Here is a 21731-nt window from a genome sequence, read left to right on the forward strand (position 1 = left end):
TAGGCTGCATAAAGGCTGGGTTTTCCCAGAATTGGGTGAGCTTGGCAAGTGCACCCTTTGTAGCAAGGGAACGATCAGCCAAGCGTTCATTACAGCCAATGCCAGAACCGGCTCCAGAAACCTCGGCCCAAATCATCCTTGCAGCGCGCATATTGCGCCGCATACATCTGCGAGCGCGCCTGCACCTTGCTCGCCACCGGCGGCAGCCAGGCTTTGGCCGCATAGGTACGTTGGCGATAGCCGCCCCAGCCTTCGTGGTAGTTCAGGTATTGGCCGTAGGCATCGTATTTGTAGACGCCGTTGATGGTGTAGGTCTTGTCCATGTACCAACCCACAAAGTCGATGGAGTCATCGAAATCCTGACGGCTCGCACCGCTGCGGCCGGTGCTCTTGCGGTAGTCGTTCCACACTTCATCCTTGGCCTGGGAATAGCCTTCGGCGGTCGACACGCGCCCCCAGGGGATGATCCATAGCAGGTATTTGCGCGGGGTCTTGGCATCCTGGCGAAAGCCCGACTCTTGATACATGATCGCGAACGGCACCTGGATCGGCACGCCCCAGCGCTTTTGCGTGACCTTGGCGGCATCGTACCAGTCGTCTTTTTCACGGAAGATGCCGCAGATGTCGTTTGGCGTGCGTGGCGGCGAAGTACCGCACGCCGCCAACAGGGAGGTGAGTAATAACAGTCCGACAGCTTTGCCTGCGCTCAAGGGGCACCTTTGCGTGATACACGTAAAAAGCCGGTATTTTACGCATTCATTCGAGCGCAGGGGGTAGCGAGTTCACTCCATAATCGGTGGGAGCTGGCGGCGTCCATGCCGCACATGCTCTGCTTAAGCCAACGGCACGCGACGCGTGGTCAGCGCGGTACGCCCCACAAAGAAGCTCAAGGCTGCGCCCAACAGCAACATCGCCAAGGTGCTCCAGGCTGCGCGGGACAGCTGTTTAGCCGCTACTTCACCGGCTTCACGGGCTTTCTGTTCGGCTTGCTGCTTGAGCTCATCGACCTTCTGCATGGCTTGCTGGTAAGCCTGGGCATAGTTGTCGACGATCTGCGTGGCTTCGGCTTTGCTCTTGCCGGTACGGGCGGCCACGATGTTGACCAGCGCGTCTTTATCCGCTGCATTCAACGCAGGCTCGCCGGAGGCTTTGACGCGTTCGAACCACTGCTTCAACTCATCACCGGCCTGTGCAGGGTTGGTCGCGGCGTCCTTGGCCGATTGCTTGCCGTCAGCGGCGGCCTGGTCGGTTTTCTGCTCGACGTTGGCCGGGTCCAATTCAGGCTTGCCGCTTTGCTTGAGCAAGGTGTCGAGTTGGCCTTGCAGGCTGTTCCAGTCCAGTTGGATGCCCTGCTCGTTCAACTGCTGCTTGATGCTGTTGCCGATCCCAGGCGCAGCAGCGGCGATACCACTGCCGGCGGCGGACAAACCTTTGCCTACTACGTTACCGGCGGTGCCGACCACGCTGGCGGCCAGGCCAGCCAGCAGCCAGGTGGTGAGCAAGGTGGTGAAGGTCCAGGTCAATAGGCCGTGCAAGCCGCCACGGTCCGGTGCAGTGCGCCCGGCCACAAAGGCGCCGAGGCCGACCGCCACCAGGGTCGAGACAAACAGCCAGATCCCGGCGCCGGTGCCGAAGCCGCTCAGGGGGTTGCCCGCTTCCATCGGGTTGACTGCACTGGCGCCGATGGCCGTGCCCAGCACGCTGAGTACCAGGTAGGTCACCAGGGCAATTGCACTACCGGCCAGCACAGAGCTCCAGGACACGCGAAATGGTGAACGGTTGGTTTCATAGACAGTTGTCATGATTAATCCTTTGAGTGGTTGACCGTATCAGTCTGGCGAGACCGTTGCCGGCCGTCCCCGCTCAAATGCACCAGAGCATCTGGTGCATTCGCACCCCGCAACGGGAACTCTGTGTGCACTATCCTGAGGCCTGGGTGTCGTAACCTTCATGCGCCCATCCCCGGAGAGACCATGACCCAGGACGTTCTTGCCAAAGAAACCAACCGCCGCCAATTGCAGCAGATCATCTCCGGGTTATCGGACGGTGTGATCCTGGCCGAAGTCGACCAGACCATTCTGTGGGCCAACGAAGCCGCGCTGACCATGCACGGGGTCAGTGAGGTCGAGCAGCTCGGCGCCAATACCGAGCAATACGCCAAGCGCTTCGCCTTGCGCTATCGCAACAACCATCCCTTGCCGCTGGACAACTACCCGCTCAGCCGAATCGCAGCCGGTGAAGAATTCAGCGATGTGGTGGTGGAAGTCACCCCTGCCGCCGACGAGGACCGCAGTTGGGTCCACCGCTTGCGCAGCCTGGTGCTGACGGACGCCCACGGCGAGCCGGAGCTGTTGGTGCTGATCCTCAGCGACGCCACCGAATGGGCCAGCGCCGAGCAGCGCTTCGAAAAAACCTTCAACGCCAACCCGGCGCCTGCGGTGATCTGTCGCCTCAGCGACCTGCGCTACATCAAGGTCAACCAGGGCTTTTTGGAGATGACCGGCTACAACCGCGACCAGGTCATCGGCAAATCCGTGTATGAACTGGACGTGCTGGAACAGGCCGAACGCAAGGATCTGGCCATCCAGCGCTTGGGCGAAGGCGCAACCATCCCGCAGATGCAGGCCGAACTGCGCCTGCCCGAAGGCGGCAGCAAACTGGTGATCGTCGCCGGGCAGCCGTTGGACATGAACGAAGAAGACTGCATGCTGTTTTCCTTTACCGACCTTGAGCCACGGCGCAAGGCAGAAACCGCCCTGCGCCAGAGCGAAGAACGGTTCGCCAAATCTTTTCGCCTGACGCCGGTGCCGACCCTGGTGTGCAACGCCGCCAACCGGCAAGTGGTGGACATCAACGAAGCGTTCATGAGCATCACCGGCTACACGAGCGAAGAACTGATCGGCAAAAACATTGAGGACATCAACTTCATCGACAGCGCCCCGGCTGCAGCGCAGTTGTTCGCCACCCTGGAGAAGGCCGGCAACCTCGAAGGCCAGGACCTCAAGGTGCGCAAAAAAGGTAAAGAGGTGATCGACTGTGTGGTCTCCGCCGACACGGTGATCATCGAGGACGTGCCCTGCTACCTGCTGGTGCTGATGAACATCACCGAACGCAAACGCTCGGAGCTGGAACTGGTGGCGGCCATCGAGGAAGTGATGCAGGACGCCTCCTGGTTCAGCCAGACCCTGATCGAAAAACTGGCCAACGCCAAGAGCGTCAACAGCCCCAACCTGCCGAACGTGGCCTTCACCGACCTCACCGCCCGTGAGCGTGATGTACTGGGTTTGATCTGCGAAGGCCTGGCCGACAAGGAGATTGCCTCGCGCCTGAAGCTTGCACCCAACACCGTGCGTAACCATGTGGCCACGGTGTACTCCAAACTCGGTGTGCACAGCCGCAGCGCGGCCATTGTATGGGCCAGGGAGCGTGGCTTGTTTGCCGGCGAACTGCGCGTCAAAAGCAAACCGTAGAGTGCAAATGCACTAGTGCGACCAGTGCAAATTCGCCTTATTGCACGGGTGCATGCTGCTTAACCTTGAGGAGTGGGCGCAGGGCCTTTGGTCCCGCGCCGTAATGGTTTGATCTCTTCCAAGGAAAGCACGATGAAAAGCGAACAAGTCAAAGGCGCCGTAGAAAAGGTTGCCGGCAAGGCCCAGGGCTTTATCGGCGACCTCACCGGCGATGAACAATTACACGCTGAAGGTGTGGCGCGTCAGGCCGCAGGTCAACTGCAGCAAACGTACGGCGACGCGCTGGAGACTGTCGGTGATTTCGCCAAAAACAAACCTCTGACTACCGTGGCTGTCGTCGCCGGTATCGGACTGCTGATGGGCCTGTTGCTGCGTCGTCGTTGAGGAGGCAGAGGCCCATGTTTACCCTCTCTCAATTGCGCAATTGCATCGAAGAAGGTTTGTCACCGCTGACCTGCGAGTTCACCCTGTGCCGGGACGCGTCCCTGACCCTCAAGGTCTACGACGCCGAAACCGGCCGAGTTGATCTGGTGGTGACAGGCATCAGCACCAACCGTCTGCAAACCGCGCAAGAAGTGGCCAAGATGGTTGAAGAGTTGCGCTACGAACTGCAAAGCAACAACGTCGGCAAGCTCACGCTGGATGATTTGCCTTCAACAACGCCACAATGAATAGGAAAGCAGGCTGATATCCAAGCCGACCTGGGTGACGTCGAGGCCAAAGTGATGGGTGAGGTAACGCGACCGCTGTGGCCGCTTACCTCAACGCAGGCGCGAGGAAAACAGAGCGGTTATCGCTTGACGGGGGTGATCTCGAGAATGGTGCCGTTGGTGGTTTTGAGCAGCACAAACTTGTCACCCACCCGCGCCCATTGGCTGTCCGCCTCCGGCTGCTTGAGGCCGCGTTTTTTCCAATCGCTGACCGCTGATTCCTTGCGCATCAGGATATCCGGGGCGCGATCACCTTCTTTCAGATCCCGCGTATTGATGCTCGAAGGCTGCACGGTTTCCTGGGGTGTATCACCGGCCTGCACGACAAAGCTGGCGGTGGACAGGCCAGCGGTGAGCAGCAGGCAAGCGGCAAAAGTCTTGGACTTCATGGGTGCTCCTTCAATGAATGATGCGTACCCAGGTTCCGACCGCAGGCGCATGGAATCATTCAAGTTTGTATCTTTCCTGTGGCGAGGGAGCTTGCTCCCGCTGGGCTGCGCAGCAGCCCCAAAAAGGCTGGCCAAGTCATACCTGAACGAACGCGATGGATCGATTGGGGCCGCTTCGCTGCCCAGCGGGAGCAAGCTCCCTCGCCACAAGGGCTCTGAGCCTATAACCAGGCTGCGTCCCAGAGCGGATAATCGCCGATATGTTCCACCAGTCCCGCTCGCAGTGGGTTGCCAATGATGTAGCGTGCGATCTTAATAAGATCCTCCTCGGCGCGCGCCGCACGATCATGGTATCCGCTTTGCCAGAAAGCGCCCCGTGCATGGCAGGCTCGATTGATGGTCAACGTGCTGCGCGACTTCACCCGCTTCACCACTTGTGGCAACGTTGCGGTTCTTAGTTCAAACAACCAATGAAAATGGTCTGGCATGATGACCCAAGCCAAAGAATTGACCAGTTCGAGGTCATGAGCCTGTTTGAACTCTGCCACTAACAACCGCCCCAAGCGAAAATTGGCAAACACCGGGCGGCGCTGATAAACCACGGCAGTTACCAAATAAGCTCGGCCCGCCTCGGAATAACGACCACGTCGCAATAGATGAGAATTGGGTTTCTGAAGCAATCCTTTGCCCCCGATTGAATGAATGATCCATTCAATCTAGCAATCCACAGCAATACCTCCGTTCAATTCAGTTTCCCAATATGTCCCCCCTGTGGCGAGGGAGCTTGCTCCCGCTGGGCTGCGCAGCGGCCCCAAAAAGGCTGGCCGAGTACCACCTGAACCAACGCGGTGGGTCGATTGGGGCCGCTTCGCTGCCCAGCGGGAGCAAGCTCCCTCGCCACAAAAGCTTAGGCAGCGGGTGTGCCCTGATGAAACACACTTTGCCACTCGCCTAGGCCATTGAGTTTCCCAATATGTCACGCGCCCCTGTGGCGAGGGAGCTTGCTCCCGCTGGGCTGCGCAGCAGCCCCAAAAAGGCTGGCCGAGTACCACCTGAACCAACGCGGTGGGTCGATCGGGCCGCTTCGCTGCCCAGCGGAGCAAGCTCCCTCGCCACAAAAGCTTAGGCAGCGGGTGTGCCCTGATGAAACACACTTTGCCACTCGCCTGGGCCATTGAGTTTCCGAATATGTCACGCCCCCCTGTGGCGAGGGAGCTTGCTCCCGCTGGGCTGCGCAGCAGCCCCAAAAAGGCTGGCCGAGTACCACATGAACCAACGCGGTGGGTCGATTGGGGCCGCTTCGCAGCCCAGCGGGAGCAAGCTCCCTCGCCACAAAAGCTTAGGCTGCGTGTGTGCCCTGATGAAACACACTTTGCCACTCGCCTGGGCCATTGAGTCTCCCAATATGTCACGCGCCCCTGTGGCGAGGGAGCTTGCTCCCGCTGGGCTGCGCAGCAGCCCCAAAAAGGCTGGTCAAGTAATACCTGAAGGAACGCGGTGAATCGATTGGGGCCGCTTCGCTGCCCAGCGGGAGCAAGCTCCCTCGCCACAAAAGCTTAGGCAGCGTGTGGGCCCTGATGAAACACACTTTGCCACTCGCCTGGGCCATTGAGTTTCCCAATATGTCACGCGCCCCTGTGGCGAGGGAGCTTGCTCCCGCTGGGCTGCGCAGCAGCCCCAAAAAGGCTGGCCGAGTACCACCTGAACCAACGCGGTGGGTCGATTGGGGCCGCTTCGCTGCCCAGCGGGAGCAAGCTCCCTCGCCACAGAAGCTGTGCCACATCCATTGCCAGCGTGAAATAAATCCTGTAATTTTTCATGAAATTTCTCGACATAAATTTCATGAATCAACAACAAGAACTCGACGCCCTGGCCGTGCTCATCCACGATCTGCGCAAGCACAAGAAACTCACCCTCGCCCAACTCGCGCAAAAAATCGAGCGCTCGGTGGGCTTTTTGTCTCAAGTCGAACGCGGCTTGTCGCGCCCTACCGTGGCCGATCTCACTGCCATCAGCCACGCCCTCGATGTGCCCACCACCTACTTTTACAGCCTGCCCAAACCCAAGGCCGTCGACTGGGTCACGCGCCCCAATGAGCGGCGCACGGTGTATTACGCCAACGGCATCACCGACGTTCTGGTTTCGCCAAGCATGCACGGCGCCTTTTCGATGCTCGACAGCCTGTTGGCGCCCGGTGCCAACAGCGGCGAGCAGACCATGAGCGACCGCGCCGAGCAGGCCGGTTTTGTGCTGGAGGGCGAGTTGACGCTGTGGGTTGAAGGTGAGACTGACCCGGTCACCCTCGGCCCCGGCGACAGCTTCCACCTGGCCAGTTTTGCCCATTGCCGCTACGCCAACCTGACTGATCTGCCCGCCCGCGTATTGTGGGTTTACAACTAGGAGCAACACCCGTGAAAAGCCAATCCTCCACGTTGCTGGCCGAAGTACGGACCTTTCGCCAGAACCACCCCGAGGTGCGTTACGTCGACCTGATCGCCCTGGACATTCCCGGGCACTTCTACGGCAAGCGCTACCCGGTGGAGATGCTCGAAAAAGTCGCCGCCGGCAGCCCGCTGAAGCTGCCGCAAAATGCCGTGCTGCTGGGCGCTCAGGGCGGGCTGTTCAAGATTGGTGACTATTGCTTTCACGACGGCGACCCGGATGCCAACCGCCGCCTGGTGCCGGGCACGCTCAAGCCGGTGAGCTGGGAAGCGCAGCCGCTGGGGCAAATGCTGATCACCTCGGATGGCACTGACGCGCCCATCGAGTTTGAACCGCGTGAAGTGCTGGCCAAGGTGCTGGAGCGCCTGCAGCACAAGGGCATTCACCCGGTGGTAGCGTTTGAGCTGGAGTTTTACCTGTTCGATAAAAAACTCGACGATGGCCTGCCGCAATTCGCCCGCGACCCGTTGAATGATGACGCTGACGACCAGCCCAACCTGCACATCGAGCGGTTGTCGCGCTTCAGCGAAGTGCTCGACGACATGGCGCAAACCGCCCAGGCCCAAGGCATCGACATCACGGTAATCACCGCCGAACTCGGCCCTGGCCAGTTCGAGATCAACTTCGGCCACTGCGACGACGGCCTGCGCGCCGCCGACTGGGCCGCGCTGTTCTGCCGCAGCACGCGTGGCGTGGCACTCAAGCACGGCTACCGCGCCAGCTTTATGGCCAAGCCTTACCTGCAATTTCCCGGCAGCGGCATGCATGTGCATGTCAGCCTGTATGACGGCGCGGGCAATAATTTACTCGCGGCGCACCAGCAGCAACCGCTGCGCCATGCGGTGGCCGGTTGCCTGGAATTGTTGCCGCACTGCATGCCGATCTTCTCGCCCAACCACAACGCTTTCCGCCGCTTGGGTGGCACCGTGAACGCGGCTACTCGCGCCAGCTGGGGCTTTGAAGACCGCGACGCCTGCGTGCGTATTCCCGAGTCCGACCCGCGCAACCTACGCATCGAACACCGCCTGGCCAGTGCCGACGCCAACCCCTACCTGGTGCTGGCAGCGATCCTGGCAGGCTTGGAGCATGGCCTAGAAGCCAGGCAAGAACCCATCGCCCCGCTGAACGAGGACCGTAACAGCGGCGCCGACTTCCCCCTGGAAATGCTCGACGCCGTGCGTGCCATGCAGCATCAAGCGGTATTGCGCGATAAGCTGGGCGCCGAATTTATCGACGTGTACTGCGAAAACAAACGCCAGGACCACCTGGCCTTTCAACAAGAGATCAACGCGCGGGAATACCGCTGGTTTCTCTAGCCATGGAATCACCGATGACCGACCAAAGCGTCCCGGCCCTCAAGGAAATCTTCAACGTCGAACGCCTGCAACACATCGCCAGTGAAATGACGGCGGTGTACCCGGCGTTCGACGCCAAAGGCTTTCTAAAGCATGCCAAAGCCGGGCTGGCCGAGTTGTCGGTGATGCAGCGCATGGCGCGGGTCAGTGAGAGCCTGCATGCGGTAATCCCACTGGATTACGCGCAAACCCTCAAGCTGCTGCATGCGCTGGCTCCGCGCCTGAACAGTGCATTTGTGTGCCTGTTTCTGCCCCACTACGTGGCCAGTTACGGGCAAAGTGACTTCAAGCGCTCCATGGCCGCGCTCAAATACTTCACCCCATTCGGCTCGGCCGAATTCGCCATTCGCCCGTTCTTGTTGAACGACTTTGAACGCACCCTGGCCGTGATGCAGCAGTGGTCGCTGGACGCCAACGAACATGTGCGTCGCCTCGCCAGTGAAGGCTCGCGCCCTCGCCTGCCCTGGTCCTTTCGCTTGGCGGCGGTGCAGGCCAACCCGCAGCTGTGCGCCTCGATCCTGGATAACCTCAAGGCCGACAGTAGCCTGTACGTGCGCAAGTCGGTGGCCAACCACCTCAACGACATCACCAAGGACCACCCGGACTGGGTGCTCAGCCTGATCGAAGGCTGGAACCTGGACAACCCGCACACGGCCTGGATCGCCCGGCATGCCTTGCGCAGCCTGATCAAGCAAGGCAATACCCGCGCACTGACGCTCATGGGCGCCGGCGCCAAGGCCGAGGTGAGCATTAACCACTTCAACGTCACGCCCGCGGTGATCAACCTGGGCGAGCGGATCAACCTGTCGTTCAGCCTGCAATCCACTGGCGCCACTGCGCAGAAGCTGGTGGTCGACTACGCGATCGACTACGTAAAAAGCGCCGGCCACAGCGCGGCGAAAGTGTTCAAGCTCATGGCCTTTACCCTCGGCGCAGGCGAACATCAGACCCTGCGCCGCGAACAACATATCCGTGAGCTGACCACGCGCAAGCATTACGCGGGCAAGCATTGGGTGCATGTGCTGGTGAACGGCGAAAAGCTCGCGAGTGCCGAATTTGAACTGCTAAAACCCTGACACAAATCAAACAAAAGGCTCTAGTACGGGCCTTTCAGCCGCATTAATTGTCAGACAATCCTGGCTTTTGTTGTTGCGATCCATTATCATCCAGCGCCTTCTCACTACCCATCGGGTAGTTGTTCCACTGTGTCACCCGAGGCGCCCATGCACCGTTTGTATCGTTTTTCGTTTCACCGCCCCTTGCTTGCCCTGAGCCTGGGGCTGGTTTCCCACGGTGTCAGTGCCGCCCTGCAACCCTTGGCCGAAGCGCCGCTGGCCAGCGACACCGAGCTGCACTGCCACTTCAACCGCGACGCCAGCACCGACTGCACCACCACCCAGCACTACACCATCCTCAAGCCCAACGGGCGCGAAATGCTCTCGCGCATCGACTTCGATTACTCCGAAGGCGACACCTTTGAAGTGATCAGCGCGCAATCCATCCAACCAGGCGCCAAGCCGGTCGCGCTGGACGCCGCACAGATCGACACGCGCACCGCGCCCAACCCGGACCAGGGCTTCAGCCGCGACAAGCAAACTTCGCTGGCCTTCCCGAACCTGCGCGTAGGCACGCAAATTCGCTACACCGTGCGCGAACGTCGCGCCGCCAAACCGCTGGTGACCCAGTTTCACTATGCAATCATGTTCGGCCCCAGCGCGTTCCGGCGCGACCACGTCAAGGTGCGCTTCACCGCCGAGCGCCCGATCCAGTGGCGCAGCGAGTTGTTCGACGGCTTCAACGTGAAGGCATCCGCCAACGGCAAGACCCTGGACGTGGTGCAAAAAAAGCCGACCTATCTCAATTACATCAACGAATCCTCCAGCGCCGCGCTGCAACGCATCCCGCGCCTGGAAGTGGGCAGCGCCCTGGACCGCCAGGCGTATTTCGGTGATTTCGCCCAGCGTTACAATCAGATCCTCGGCGCCAACCTGCCGGCGCAAGCGGCCGCTGCCGTAGCCGCCGCACGCAACCTGGCGCCGGCACAACAGGTCGAAGCGCTGATGCAGCACATCAACGACCACTACCGCTACCTGGGCGATTGGCGCGCTACCGAGCGCGGTTATGTGCCGTTCAACCTGGCGGAAATCGAGCAGCATGGTTATGGCGATTGCAAAGACCTGGCGATCCTGCTGACCGCCATGCTCAAGGCCAGCGGCATCAAGGCCGAAACCGCCTGGGTCAGCCGTGGCGACGTGGCGTTCGCATTGCTGATCCCCGGCACCAATGCAGCGAACCACGCCATCGTGCGTGCCGAAGTCGATGGCCAGGTCTGGTGGCTCGACCCGACCAACCCGGTGTTCGCCCCCGGCCAGACCCTGCCCGACATCCAGGACCGCTGGGTACTGGTCAATGATGCTCAGGGCCAGGTACGCGAAGAACAGATCCCGCTGGAACGCCCGGAAACCACCCTGCGCCTGGACAAAAAAGTGCACTTCGACAAGCAAGGCAATGGCGCCACCCAGGCCACCATCACCTTCAGCCGCTTGCCGCTGATGCAAATGAGCGTCGCCGACCGCCAACAAGGCACCACCGCCAGCGACCAGAACATCTGCGGCAATTTCGGCAATGACATCAGCGACTGCAAAATCACCCGCCAACCCACCGCATTCGTGGTACACGACGGCTACACCGTCAACGCCAGCATGAACGACCAGCGTGCGTTGGAAAAGCTCGCGAACGACTACGTCTACACCGACGAGTCACTCAAAGGCCGCTGGGATGGTTTCATCAACTATCGCCGCCATGCTCAACAAGCCGATCTTTACCTGGGCAACCCGGAAACCTACGACTACCGCTTCACGCTGACCGGTGGGCAAATGGAAAAAGCCATTCCCGGCTGCCAGGTGCGTTCGCCCTGGTATGACCTGGATCTGGACGGCAAACGCACGGATGACGGCCTGCAGTATCACTATCGCCTGAGCCAGAAAATACGCTGGCTGACCCATGCGGAAGTTGCCAGTGAAGCGTTTGGCAAGATGATTGACGAGGCACGGGCGTGTGCTGAGCAGGTGCATCAGGTGGTGAAGCTCTAACCCCTGACTGACACAACACAAACCCAATGTGGGAGCTGGCTTGCCTGCGATTGCAGTGTGTCATTCAACAAATAAGTTGACTGACAGGGACTCATCGCAGGCAAGCCAGCTCCCACATTTTTTTATCCGGTTTCTTCAGTGGGGTTCGCCGAGCAGCAAGCCTTGCTCCCGCGCGCACAACTCCACCACATAATCCCACAACACCCGCAACCGCACCGACTTGTGCAGCTCCCGGCGCGAGCTGATCCAGTAGCTGCGCTGGATGCTTTCTGCCGGCAGCAATGGCACCAGGTCCGGGTCGCCAGCGGCCATGAAGCACGGTAGCACCGCAATGCCCAATCCCGAACGCGCCGCCTGGTGTTGAGCAATCACGCTGGTGCTGTGGAATACCACTTTGGGGTTGCGACAAAAGCTGCTGAGGAACTTGAGTTCCTGGCTGAACAACAGGTCATCCACGTAATCGATCCAGGCATGAGCGGCGAGGTCTTCGCGCTTTTCGATTGGCGGGTTGCGCGCAAGGTAGGCCCGGCTGGCGTAGAGCGCCAGGCGGTAGTCGGTGAGTTTGCGCGTGACGAGTTGGTCGACGCTGGGGCGTTCGAGGTGGATGCTGATTTCCGCTTCGCGGTTGAGAATGCTCACAAAGCGCGGCACCGCTACCAGTTCCACTTCCAGCCCCGGATAACGCTCGAACAGCCCGCCCATGCGGCTGGCGAGGAACATCACGCCCAAACCCTCGGCCACGCCAAGGCGAATCTTGCCCAGCGGCGCAGCGGAGTGGGTAAGTTCGTCTTCGGCCAGCAACGCGACGTTTTCCATGGCCTCGGCGTGCTTAAGCAGCGCTTCACCGGAAGGTGTCAACTCGTAGCCCTGGGCGTGCTGCACGAACAGCGCGGTGCCGAGGCTTTTCTCAATGGCCTCGATATGCCGGGCCACCGTGGCATGCGTGGTTTTCAGGCGCTGCGCAGCGGTGAGCAAGCGGCCGCTGCGTTGCAACTCAAGAAAAAACCGCAGGTCATTCCAGTCGAACATGTCGCCTCCCTTGGACAAAAGTACCTTCTAATGCCTGGCCTGGCACCTGTGGCTGGCGCTTACTGTGGCGAGCGAGCTTGCTCGCGCCGGGCTGTGCAGCGGGCCCAATGCCTGCCACTACACTTCATCTGAACCATCGCGCTTACTCTGATGGGGCCGCTTCGCGGCCCAGCGCGAGCAAGCTCGCTCGCCACATGCTTCGAGGTTTAAGTGCCGCTGTTTAAAAACGCACAGCAGCTGGGTAAAAACTAACATTTTTAAGACGAAAACTAACAACTAGGATGGGCCCAATAAGAAAAACAAGCGAGACCTCAGATGCCCATTGCAACTGCTGAATACGATTACATCGTCGTAGGCGCCGGCCCCGCAGGCTGCCTGCTGGCTAATCGATTGTCCGCCAACCCCGCCCACCGCGTGCTGCTGCTCGAAGCCGGTGGCCGCGACAATTACCCCTGGATCCACATCCCCGTCGGTTACCTGTTCTGCATCGGCAACCCGCGCACCGACTGGTGCTTCAAGACCGAAGCCCAGGAAGGCCTGCAAGGCCGTGCACTGAGTTACCCACGCGGCAAAGTGCTGGGAGGCTGCTCCTCCATCAACGGCATGATCTATATGCGTGGCCAAGCCCAGGACTACGACGGCTGGGCAGCGGCAGGCAACGCAGGTTGGGCCTGGAAAGACGTGCTGCCACTGTTTAAACAGAGCGAAAACCATTTTGCCGGCGGCTCGGAGTTTCACAGCGACGGCGGTGAATGGCGCGTGGAGCAACAGCGCCTGCACTGGCCGATCCTCGACGCCTTTCGCGATGCGGCGGCGCAGAGTGGTATCGCGCCGATCAGCGATTTCAACCAGGGCGACAATCAAGGCTGCGGCTACTTCCAGGTCAACCAAAAGGCCGGGGTGCGCTGGAACGCGGCGAAGGCGTTTCTCAAGCCGATCCGCCAGCGCCCCAACCTCACCGTGCTGACCGAAGTGGAAGTCGACCGTGTAGTGCTGGAAAACGGTCGCGCTTCGGCCGTGGTCGGGCGTCAACATGGGCAACAACTGAGCTGGAAGGCACGCAAGGAAATCGTCCTGTGCGCCGGTTCTGTTGGTTCGCCCGGTATTCTGCAGCGTTCGGGGATTGGCCCGTCCGCTGTGCTCAAGCCATTAGGCATCAACGTGCTGCATGAGCTGCCGGGTGTTGGCGGCAACCTGCAGGATCACCTGCAACTGCGCCTGATCTACAAGCTCGAAAACGCACGCACCTTGAACCAGATCGCCGGCACGCTGTGGGGCAAGATGGGCATGGGCCTGCGCTACCTGTATGACCGCAGCGGCCCATTGTCGATGGCCCCCAGCCAGCTCGGCGCCTTCGCCCGCTCCGGCCCGGAACAGACGTCGGCCAACCTTGAATACCATGTGCAACCGCTGTCATTGGAACGTTTTGGCGAGCCATTGCATGCGTTCCCGGCGTTTACCGCGTCGGTGTGCGACCTGCGCCCGCAAAGCCGTGGCCGCATTGATATTCGCTCCGCCAACCCGGCGGATGCACCCCTGATACGGCCCAACTACCTCAGCCATCCCGAAGATTTGCGCGTGGCCGCCGACGCGATCCGCCTGACCCGCCGAATCGTCGCCGCACCGGCCTTGAGCCAGTTCAAGCCGGTGGAATACCTGCCCGGCGATTCGCTGCAAACCGAAGAACAACTGCATGAAGCCGCCGCGCGTATCGGCACGACGATTTTTCACCCAGTGGGCACTTGCCGCATGGGCGATGACCAAGATGCAGTGGTCGATGCGCAACTGCGCGTACATGGCGTGCCGGGCCTGCGTATTGCCGATGCCTCGGTGATGCCACGCATTACATCCGGCAACACCTGCTCACCTACACTGATGATTGCGGAAAAGGCAGCGCAACTGATGCTTTCGCCGAACACAAGGAGTCTCGCCCCGCAGAGAGAAACGGTTCATGCAATCTGAATAGCGGCGCCGCACCCGGCGCCGACAGTGGAACAACAATAAATAATCACTGTGAGGGATACCCGATGTCAGAACATGCTCAACCCCTGGGCTCGGCCGTCAAGGCGAGCACCGGCAGCGAATCCAGAAAAGTCATCTTCGCCTCGTCTTTAGGGACGGTGTTCGAGTGGTACGACTTTTTCCTCTACGGCGCCCTGGCGGCGGTGATCAGCAAGCAATTCTTTGCCGGGGTGAATGACACCACGGCGTTTATCTTTGCCTTGATGGCCTTTGCCGCAGGCTTTGTGGTGCGGCCGTTCGGCGCGTTGGTGTTCGGCCGCCTGGGCGACATGATCGGGCGCAAGTACACGTTTTTGGTCACCATCATCCTGATGGGTGTCGCGACCTTCTGTGTCGGGCTATTGCCGACCTATGCCAGCATCGGCATTGCGGCGCCGATCATTCTGATCGTGCTGCGCATGCTGCAAGGCCTGGCGTTGGGCGGTGAATATGGCGGCGCAGCCACTTATGTGGCCGAGCACGCACCGGCCGGCAAACGCGGCCTGCACACCAGCTGGATTCAATCCACCGCCACCCTGGGCCTGCTGCTGTCGCTGCTGGTGGTGCTGGCGTGCCGTTACTTCACCGGCGACCAGTTCGAGGTGTGGGGCTGGCGCATTCCGTTCCTGTTCTCGATTGTGCTGCTGGGCATTTCCACCTGGATCCGCATGAGCCTGCATGAGTCGCCGGCATTCCTGAAGATGAAAGAGGAAGGCAAGGCGAGCAAGTCGCCGATCCGCGAATCCTTCGGCAAATGGGAAAACCTCAAGGTGGTGCTGATTGCGCTGTTCAGCATCAACGGCGGGCAGGCAGTGACCTTCTATGCGGCGCAGTTCTATGTGCTGTTCTTCCTCACGCAGTTCCTGAAGATGGACCCGGCCCTGGCCAATATGCTGTTGATTATCAGCGTAGTGATCGGCGCGCCGTTCTTCATCCTGTTTGGCTGGCTGTCGGACAAGGTTGGGCGCAAACCGGTGCTGATGCTCGGCTTGCTGCTGGCCACCGCGCTGTACTTTCCGATCTTCAAAGGGCTGGCGCACTACACCAACCCGGCGATGGACCAGGCCAGCCACCAGGCGCCGATTACCGTATTGGCCGACCCGGCCACCTGCACCTTCCAGTTCGACCCAGTGGGCAAGGCGCGTTTTGACAGCCCGTGCGACAAGGTCAAGACCTTCCTGGTCAAGCAAGGTCTGCCATACAGCAGCGCCGCCGCGCCAGCCGGCAGCCCGGTGCAGGTGAGCGTGGGTGATGTGCGCATCGACGGTTACGACGAAGCGGCCCTGCGCGGCGCGGTGACCCTCGCCGGCTACCCGACTTCGGCGGACGTGGCCCAGGTCAACAAGGTGATGGTGGTGGTGCTGATCGTGGTGCTGATTCTGATCGCCGCGATGTGCTACGGCCCGTTGGCAGCGCTGATGGTGGAACTGTTCCCGACGCGTATTCGCTACACCTCGATGTCGCTGCCCTACCACATCGGTAATGGCTGGTTTGGCGGGTTCCTGCCGACCGTGTCGTTTGCCTTGGTGGTGTACACCGGCGATATCTTCTACGGCTTGTGGTACCCGGTGGTGGTGACCGGCGTGAGCTTGATTGTGGGATTGTTCTGCCTGAAGGAAACCAAGAACGTAGACATCAATAACAACTGATCTTCAAAACGCTGCAGCCACCTGTGGGAGCTGGCTTGCCTGCGATTGCGTCACCTCGGCGTGTCAGATGTACCGAGTTGTGCGTATCGCAGGCAGGCCAGTGCTCTCATTTTGCTGAGTGCTGCCCACACAAATTGCTGTACATCCATACAGATAATGGTTGCTCAATTGCCTTTGACTGAGCATCCTGCAAGGCATCAACCCGATCTGATGTGATGACCATGCGGCTGTACCTCTGTGAAAAACCCTCCCAGGCCAAGGATATCGCGGCCGTACTCGGCGCCAGTCGGCGTGGCGACGGGTGCTGGCTGGGTAATGGGGTCACAGTCACCTGGTGCATCGGCCACCTGCTGGAAACCGCCCCACCCGACGCCTACGACGCTAAATACAAGCGCTGGGTGCTGGCCGACCTGCCAATCGTGCCGGAAAAATGGAAGATGCTGGTCAAGCCCAAGACCGCCAGCCAATTCAAGGCCGTCAAGCGTTTGCTCGGGGAAGCCCAGGAACTGGTGATCGCCACCGACGCCGACCGCGAAGGCGAGATGATCGCCCGTGAGTTGGTGGAGCATTGCCGCTATCGCGGACCGATCCAGCGCTTGTGGCTGTCGGCACTGGATGAAGCCTCCATTCGCAAAGCCCTCGCAGCCCTCAAACCCGGCGCCGAAACCTTCAGCCTTTACCACTCGGCCCTCGGCCGCTCACGCGCCGACTGGCTGATCGGCATGAACATGAGTCGCTTGTTTACCTTGCTCGGGCGTCAATCCGGGTATCAAGGCGTATTGCCGGTGGGCCGCGTGCAAACGCCGACCTTGCGCCTGGTGGTGGACCGCGACCGCAGCATCGCCGACTTTGTGCCAGTGGCTTACTGGGCCATTGATGTCGACTTGCGGCATGACCGCATGACCTTCACGGCTCAATGGCGCGCCGCTGAGGATGCCTGCGACGATCAAGGCCGCTGTCTTAACCCGCAACTGGCTCGCGATGCGGCCGATGCGATGACCAACGCCGCCAGCGCCCGGCTGGTCAAACTGCGTACCGAGCGCATGCGCGAAGTCGCGCCCCTGCCCTTCGACCTCGGCACGTTGCAGGAAATCTGTTCCAAGAAGCTCGGCCTGGGTGCCCAGGAAACCCTCGACATCGCGCAGTCCCTTTACGAAACCCACAAAGTCATCACCTACCCTCGCAGTGATTGCGGCTACCTGCCGCTCAGCCAACACAGTGATGCACCGAAGATCTTGGCCGCGCTGGCCCGCGCGGATACGGCAGTCAATGAGCTGATGCCGCACATCGACCCGCAACGCCGCTCGCGGGCCTGGAACGACGCCAAGGTCAGCGCGCACCACGGCATCATTCCTACGGGTGCCGGTAAGGACGTCGCGCAACTGGCCGGCAAACACCGTGCGGTCTACACGCTGATTCGCGCGCGCTACCTGGCGCAGTTCCTGCCCAACCATGAATACGACCGCACCCAGGCTGATTTCGACTGCGCCGGCCAAGCCTTGCGCGCGGTAGGCAAAGTCATCATCGAGCCGGGCTGGAAACGCGCCCTGCCCGAGGCGCTGGCGCCCGCCAAAGGCCGTGAAGCTCCCGCTCCGCAGGCCTTGCCGACCTTGGTGCAAGGCCAGGATTACGCGGTGGCCAAGGTCAACCTCAAGGACCTGTGGACCCAGCCGCCCAAGCCCTTCACCGAGGGCGACCTGATCAAGGCGATGAAAAACGTCGCCAAACTGGTGGAAGACCCGCTGCTCAAGCAAAAGCTCAAGGACACCACCGGCATCGGCACTGAAGCCACCCGTGCCGGAATTATCCAGGGCTTGCTCGACCGGGGTTATCTGGTCAAAAACGGCAAGGCACTGTCAGCCACTCCGGCGGCGTTCAGCCTGATCGACGCGGTGCCTCGGGCGATTGCCGACCCAGGCACCACCGCGATCTGGGAGCAGGCACTGGACATGGTGCAAAGCGGTGAAATGAGCCTGGAAGAATTCGTCGCCAAGCAGGCGGCCTGGATGAGCAAACAAGTGGCACGCTGCAATGGCATGCGCATGACCATCACCGGCCCAGCCAGCCCGGCAGGCCGAGGGGCTACGCCGTGGAAAAACAAACGCAAGGCCGCACCACGCAAGACAACAGGCGCTACAAAGCGGGCGAAAAAACCGAAAAGTGCCGGCTAAATCGCGAAATAATCCGGCGAATGACGTTTTTCGACGGGTTTAACGCCGCTTTGGGCCTTGCGGCGCTGTAGCCCGTCTAGGATTCTGTAGGGGACTCGCTGACTTCCTAACAACAACACCGGAGTGGCCGCCATGAAAACCGTTGCACAACTGCTCAAAGCCAAGGACCAGAAGAACCAGGACGTCCATACCATTCAATGGGACCACACGGTATTTGAGGCGCTGGTGCGGATGTCAGAGAAAAACGTCGGTGCCTTGCCGGTGGTCAAGGAAGGTTCGGTTGTCGGGATCATCAGCGAACGTGATTACGCGCGCAAACTCATCCTCAAGGGGCTCTCTTCGGTCACCACAAAAGTTCATGAGGTGATGAGTTCGCCGGTCATCACCGTGGATACCCATAAAAGTGTCGAAGAATGCATGAACATCATGACCGACAGTCACCTGCGCCACCTGCCCGTGGTCGAAGACGGCAAACTGCTGGGCCTGCTGTCCATCGGTGACTTGGTAAAAGAGGCCATTTCCGAACAGGCCGACCTGATCAAACAGCTGGAGCAATACATCCGCGGCGAATAGGGGAACCCATGCTCGATACGCTGGACCATCAAGAAGACCATCTCGACACCCTGTACCGGGCCATGGCTGAACGACGCTTTTTGGTCTTGACCGGTGCAGGTATCAGCACGTCATCGGGTATCCCGGACTATCGCGACAGCGAAGGCGTGCGCCGTGGCAAGGCACCGATGATGTACCAGGAATTCCTCGCCACCGCGCAAGCGCGTCGCCGCTATTGGGCACGCGCCATGCTGGGTTGGCCACGGGTGCGTATTGCGCAGCCGAACCAGGCTCATCTGGCACTGGCCACGCTGCAGCAGCGCGGCCGTATCAGCGGGCTGATCACGCAAAACGTCGACACCCTGCATGATCAGGCCGGCAGCCATGATGTAATCGAACTGCATGGCAGCCTGCATCGTGTGCTGTGCCTGGACTGCCAGCAGCGCAGTACCCGCGATGTGATTCAGCGGCAGATGGAAATCGACAATCCTTACCTGGTGCAGGTCCACGCGGTGCAGGCGCCCGACGGTGACACGCTGCTCGATCCGACCTTTGAAGAACGCTTCCAGGTGCCGCGCTGCCCCCATTGCAATGGCGAGCGCCTGAAGCCAGACGTTGTGTTTTTTGGCGAGAACGTGGCGCCGGCGACAGCAGCCAGGGCCATGGCCGCCGTGAAGCATGCAGACGGGCTGCTGGTGGTGGGTTCTTCACTGATGGCCTATTCGGCGTTTCGCCTGTGCAAAGCGATGGTGGAGCAAGGCAAGCCGGTAATAGCCATCAACCTGGGCAAGACCCGTGGGGATGAGCTGTTGCAGGTGAAGATCCAGGCGTCATGCGAGCGGTTGTTGCCTTTGCTGGCCGAGCGATTGCGTCAGTAGGCACACTGCAAATTCAATTGTGGAAGCTGGCTTGCCTGCGATAGCGGAGTATCAGTTAACAACGCTTTGGCTGACACACCGCTATCGCAGGCAAGCCAGCTCCCACAGGGTTTTCGCGTTGTATTGACTACCTGCCCACCGAGACCCACCGCACAAAAAATGACGCCCAAGTCACGTTCTCCCGCATTCTCCCGTCCCCACAGCAATTTATGTAGTGACTAAAAATAATCACTACATAACCGTTGACGTAACCTTTTTGTCCTTGCATTATCGAGACGTCTCCCGGATCGGGAGCGTTGGTAACACGCGTTTTGAACAAGCTCGTCTGACCGCCGAGCTGTTTTTTCCGGATGTGCACTGCCCACAAGGCAGATTGATGAAGCTGACCAGCCCGCAAGGATCGGTACAAGGAGCTCAAACGCTGCTTGTCTTCGTGATGAAACCATTACGTAGCCGCTCATCAGCAAGACTACATGCATCAGGTTCAAGACCCTGCCCGTATTCGGCAGACCGTTACTGACGCCCGGTTTTCGCAACCGGAGACAACTAAGCAGTTTTAACGAACCAACTGATAGATCGCCAACTGGTCAAGGGGCTTACACATGAATCTGAACAACCAACCAACTATCGATGAATTGGCTGAGATGTTCGCAGCGCAAAAAGACAAACTCGACGACCATATCCTGTGGATTGGCAAATCGGGCGAAGTCAAAATTGACTGCCTGGCGCCCCACACCGAAGAAGCCGAGTTCGACCGCACCCACCGTGAACTGGCGGCGCGCCTGAAGATGTACCGCCGCGGCCAGGGTTATGTCGGCAAGAAAGCGGCGGCCGATCGAAACTTTATTGAGCAAGTTTTCGACACACTTAACAATGCCTGGGCATCTTTCAAGGATAACTCGCAAGTTAAAGTGATCGACCGCTACTACTAAGTAAAGCTTGCCCACTGTGGGAGCTGGCTTGCCGGCGATAACGGTTTAACTGCCAACACTTTTGTTGAATGTTAACTGGCTATCGCCGGCAAGCCAGCTCCCACATTTGTTTTGTGGCACGCTCAAAAAGTCGGGAAACGTCCCTTCGCCGCTTCGTCGCGAAAAATATCAAATAACACCTGCGCCGCCGCCGAGAGTTCATGACCGGGCTTGGTGAGTACACCAATCGGCCGCTCGATGACCGGGGCACTCAAGGTGATGCAATGGGCGCCCGCCTCCTCCATCTGACGCGCGCACAGCGCAGGCACGGCGCTGACACCCAGGCCACTGGCAACCATCTTGCCGACCGTGGCCAATTGATGACTTTCCAACGCTACCGGCAATTTCATCTGCAAGGCCCCGAGATGCTCCTCCAGCATCACGCGCACCGTCGAGGGCCGTTGCAGGGTGATGAACGGGTGTTCCAACAGGGTTTTCCAGTCGACTTCGGTACATTGCGCCAAGGGCGAATCACCGGGCACCACCGCAATAAACCGGTCCAGGTATAAAGGCGTGAAGGCCAGTGACGAGCCTTCGGACGGCTCGAACGCCACGCCCAGTTCCACTTGGCGATCACGGACCATTTCCAGCACCTGTTCATTGATCAGGTCGTGCACCGTCACATTCACCTGCGGGTAACGTGCGCGGAATATCTTCAGGATCGGTGGCAGCAGGTTGCCCGCAAACGACGGCATCGCCGCCACCGTGACGCGACCACGCTGCAGGGTGAAACGCTGACGCAGTTCGTCTTCGGCATTGTCCCAATCGGCAATCAGCCGGCGCGCCAACGGCAGCAGCGATTCACCTTCAGGCGTCAGCGCAACGTTGCGGGTATTGCGGCTGAACAGGCGCCCACCCAGGCCCTCCTCCAAGCCCTTGATGGTCAGGCTCAGCGCCGACTGGGAAAGGTGCAGGCGCTCGCAGGCCGCGGCAAAACTCAGGCTTTGGGCCACGGCGAGAAAGGCACGCATCTGTTTGACGGTCATGAGGCTGCTCCGGGCGGCGATTGGACTATGCTGTTT

The 21731-nt window shown here is 60.2% G+C and carries 19 protein-coding genes; 13 read left to right on the top strand and 6 right to left on the bottom strand.

Features of this window, described 5'->3' with window-relative positions:
• Window positions 1-89: 89 nt before the first annotated feature.
• On the bottom strand, window positions 90-710 hold the full coding sequence (locus tag P5706_RS20845; protein WP_017138992.1) for a transglycosylase SLT domain-containing protein: 621 nt from the start codon (window positions 708-710) through the stop codon (window positions 90-92).
• 123 nt (window positions 711-833) lie between these two features.
• On the bottom strand, window positions 834-1802 hold the full coding sequence (locus P5706_RS20850; RefSeq protein ID WP_065911365.1) for a hypothetical protein: 969 nt from the start codon (window positions 1800-1802) through the stop codon (window positions 834-836).
• A gap of 171 nt (window positions 1803-1973) precedes the next feature.
• On the opposite strand from P5706_RS20850, the gene P5706_RS20855 reads away from it, so the two are divergent.
• From P5706_RS20855 to P5706_RS20865, 3 genes are all read left to right on the top strand, one after another.
• Window positions 1974-3470, top strand: a complete 1497-nt coding sequence (locus P5706_RS20855) for a PAS domain S-box protein (protein WP_285681461.1) — start codon at window positions 1974-1976, stop codon at window positions 3468-3470.
• A gap of 132 nt (window positions 3471-3602) precedes the next feature.
• Window positions 3603-3854, top strand: a complete 252-nt coding sequence (locus P5706_RS20860) for a CsbD family protein (RefSeq protein WP_285681464.1) — start codon at window positions 3603-3605, stop codon at window positions 3852-3854.
• Between the two features lie 14 nt (window positions 3855-3868).
• Window positions 3869-4141 (top strand): DUF1652 domain-containing protein, encoded by a 273-nt coding sequence (locus P5706_RS20865; RefSeq protein WP_200434111.1) that lies wholly within the window; start codon window positions 3869-3871, stop codon window positions 4139-4141.
• A gap of 119 nt (window positions 4142-4260) precedes the next feature.
• On the opposite strand, the gene P5706_RS20870 is transcribed toward P5706_RS20865, so the two are convergent.
• On the bottom strand, window positions 4261-4569 hold the full coding sequence (locus P5706_RS20870; protein ID WP_200434110.1) for an RcnB family protein: 309 nt from the start codon (window positions 4567-4569) through the stop codon (window positions 4261-4263).
• Between the two features lie 221 nt (window positions 4570-4790).
• Window positions 4791-5249, bottom strand: coding sequence for an REP-associated tyrosine transposase (locus P5706_RS20875; protein WP_200434118.1), 459 nt, complete (start codon window positions 5247-5249; stop codon window positions 4791-4793).
• Window positions 5250-6411: 1162 nt separating this feature from the next.
• On the opposite strand from P5706_RS20875, the gene P5706_RS20880 reads away from it, so the two are divergent.
• From P5706_RS20880 to P5706_RS20895, 4 genes are all read left to right on the top strand, one after another.
• The gene (locus P5706_RS20880; protein ID WP_285681467.1) at window positions 6412-6969 is read left to right on the top strand and encodes a helix-turn-helix domain-containing protein; all 558 of its coding nucleotides are present in this window, start codon (window positions 6412-6414) and stop codon (window positions 6967-6969) included.
• A gap of 11 nt (window positions 6970-6980) precedes the next feature.
• Window positions 6981-8327: a glutamine synthetase family protein gene (locus tag P5706_RS20885; protein ID WP_285681470.1), complete on the top strand. Its 1347-nt coding sequence runs from the start codon at window positions 6981-6983 to the stop codon at window positions 8325-8327.
• 14 nt (window positions 8328-8341) lie between these two features.
• Window positions 8342-9442, top strand: coding sequence for a DNA alkylation repair protein (locus P5706_RS20890; protein WP_285681472.1), 1101 nt, complete (start codon window positions 8342-8344; stop codon window positions 9440-9442).
• Window positions 9443-9598: 156 nt separating this feature from the next.
• Entirely contained in the window at window positions 9599-11458 is a 1860-nt protein-coding gene (locus P5706_RS20895) for a DUF3857 domain-containing transglutaminase family protein (RefSeq protein WP_285682793.1), read from the top strand.
• 135 nt (window positions 11459-11593) lie between these two features.
• Here P5706_RS20895 and P5706_RS20900 read toward each other — a convergent pair whose 3' ends face one another.
• Window positions 11594-12487 (bottom strand): LysR family transcriptional regulator, encoded by an 894-nt coding sequence (locus P5706_RS20900; RefSeq protein WP_285681473.1) that lies wholly within the window; start codon window positions 12485-12487, stop codon window positions 11594-11596.
• Between the two features lie 315 nt (window positions 12488-12802).
• Between P5706_RS20900 and P5706_RS20905 the strand changes: the two genes are divergently transcribed.
• From P5706_RS20905 to P5706_RS20930, 6 genes are all read left to right on the top strand, one after another.
• Window positions 12803-14449: a GMC family oxidoreductase gene (locus tag P5706_RS20905; RefSeq protein WP_285681474.1), complete on the top strand. Its 1647-nt coding sequence runs from the start codon at window positions 12803-12805 to the stop codon at window positions 14447-14449.
• Between the two features lie 65 nt (window positions 14450-14514).
• Entirely contained in the window at window positions 14515-16137 is a 1623-nt protein-coding gene (locus P5706_RS20910; protein ID WP_017135018.1) for an MFS transporter, read from the top strand.
• Window positions 16138-16358: 221 nt separating this feature from the next.
• A complete protein-coding gene (locus tag P5706_RS20915) occupies window positions 16359-18308 on the top strand; it encodes a DNA topoisomerase III (protein ID WP_285681477.1) in 1950 nt (649 codons plus the stop codon).
• 132 nt (window positions 18309-18440) lie between these two features.
• A complete protein-coding gene (locus tag P5706_RS20920; protein WP_285681479.1) occupies window positions 18441-18881 on the top strand; it encodes a CBS domain-containing protein in 441 nt (146 codons plus the stop codon).
• A gap of 8 nt (window positions 18882-18889) precedes the next feature.
• Window positions 18890-19738 carry an NAD-dependent protein deacetylase gene (locus P5706_RS20925; RefSeq protein WP_200434104.1) on the top strand — a complete coding sequence of 283 codons (849 nt, stop codon included), beginning with the start codon at window positions 18890-18892 and terminating at the stop codon, window positions 19736-19738.
• A gap of 602 nt (window positions 19739-20340) precedes the next feature.
• Window positions 20341-20670 carry a hypothetical protein gene (locus P5706_RS20930; RefSeq protein WP_138815508.1) on the top strand — a complete coding sequence of 110 codons (330 nt, stop codon included), beginning with the start codon at window positions 20341-20343 and terminating at the stop codon, window positions 20668-20670.
• Window positions 20671-20792: 122 nt separating this feature from the next.
• Here P5706_RS20930 and P5706_RS20935 read toward each other — a convergent pair whose 3' ends face one another.
• Window positions 20793-21695 carry a LysR family transcriptional regulator gene (locus P5706_RS20935; RefSeq protein WP_285681482.1) on the bottom strand — a complete coding sequence of 301 codons (903 nt, stop codon included), beginning with the start codon at window positions 21693-21695 and terminating at the stop codon, window positions 20793-20795.
• Between the last annotated feature and the right edge of the window lie 36 nt (window positions 21696-21731).

It is taken from the genome of Pseudomonas sp. ChxA, assembly GCF_030263855.1.
Lineage (GTDB): Bacteria > Pseudomonadota > Gammaproteobacteria > Pseudomonadales > Pseudomonadaceae > Aquipseudomonas > Aquipseudomonas fluorescens_CB.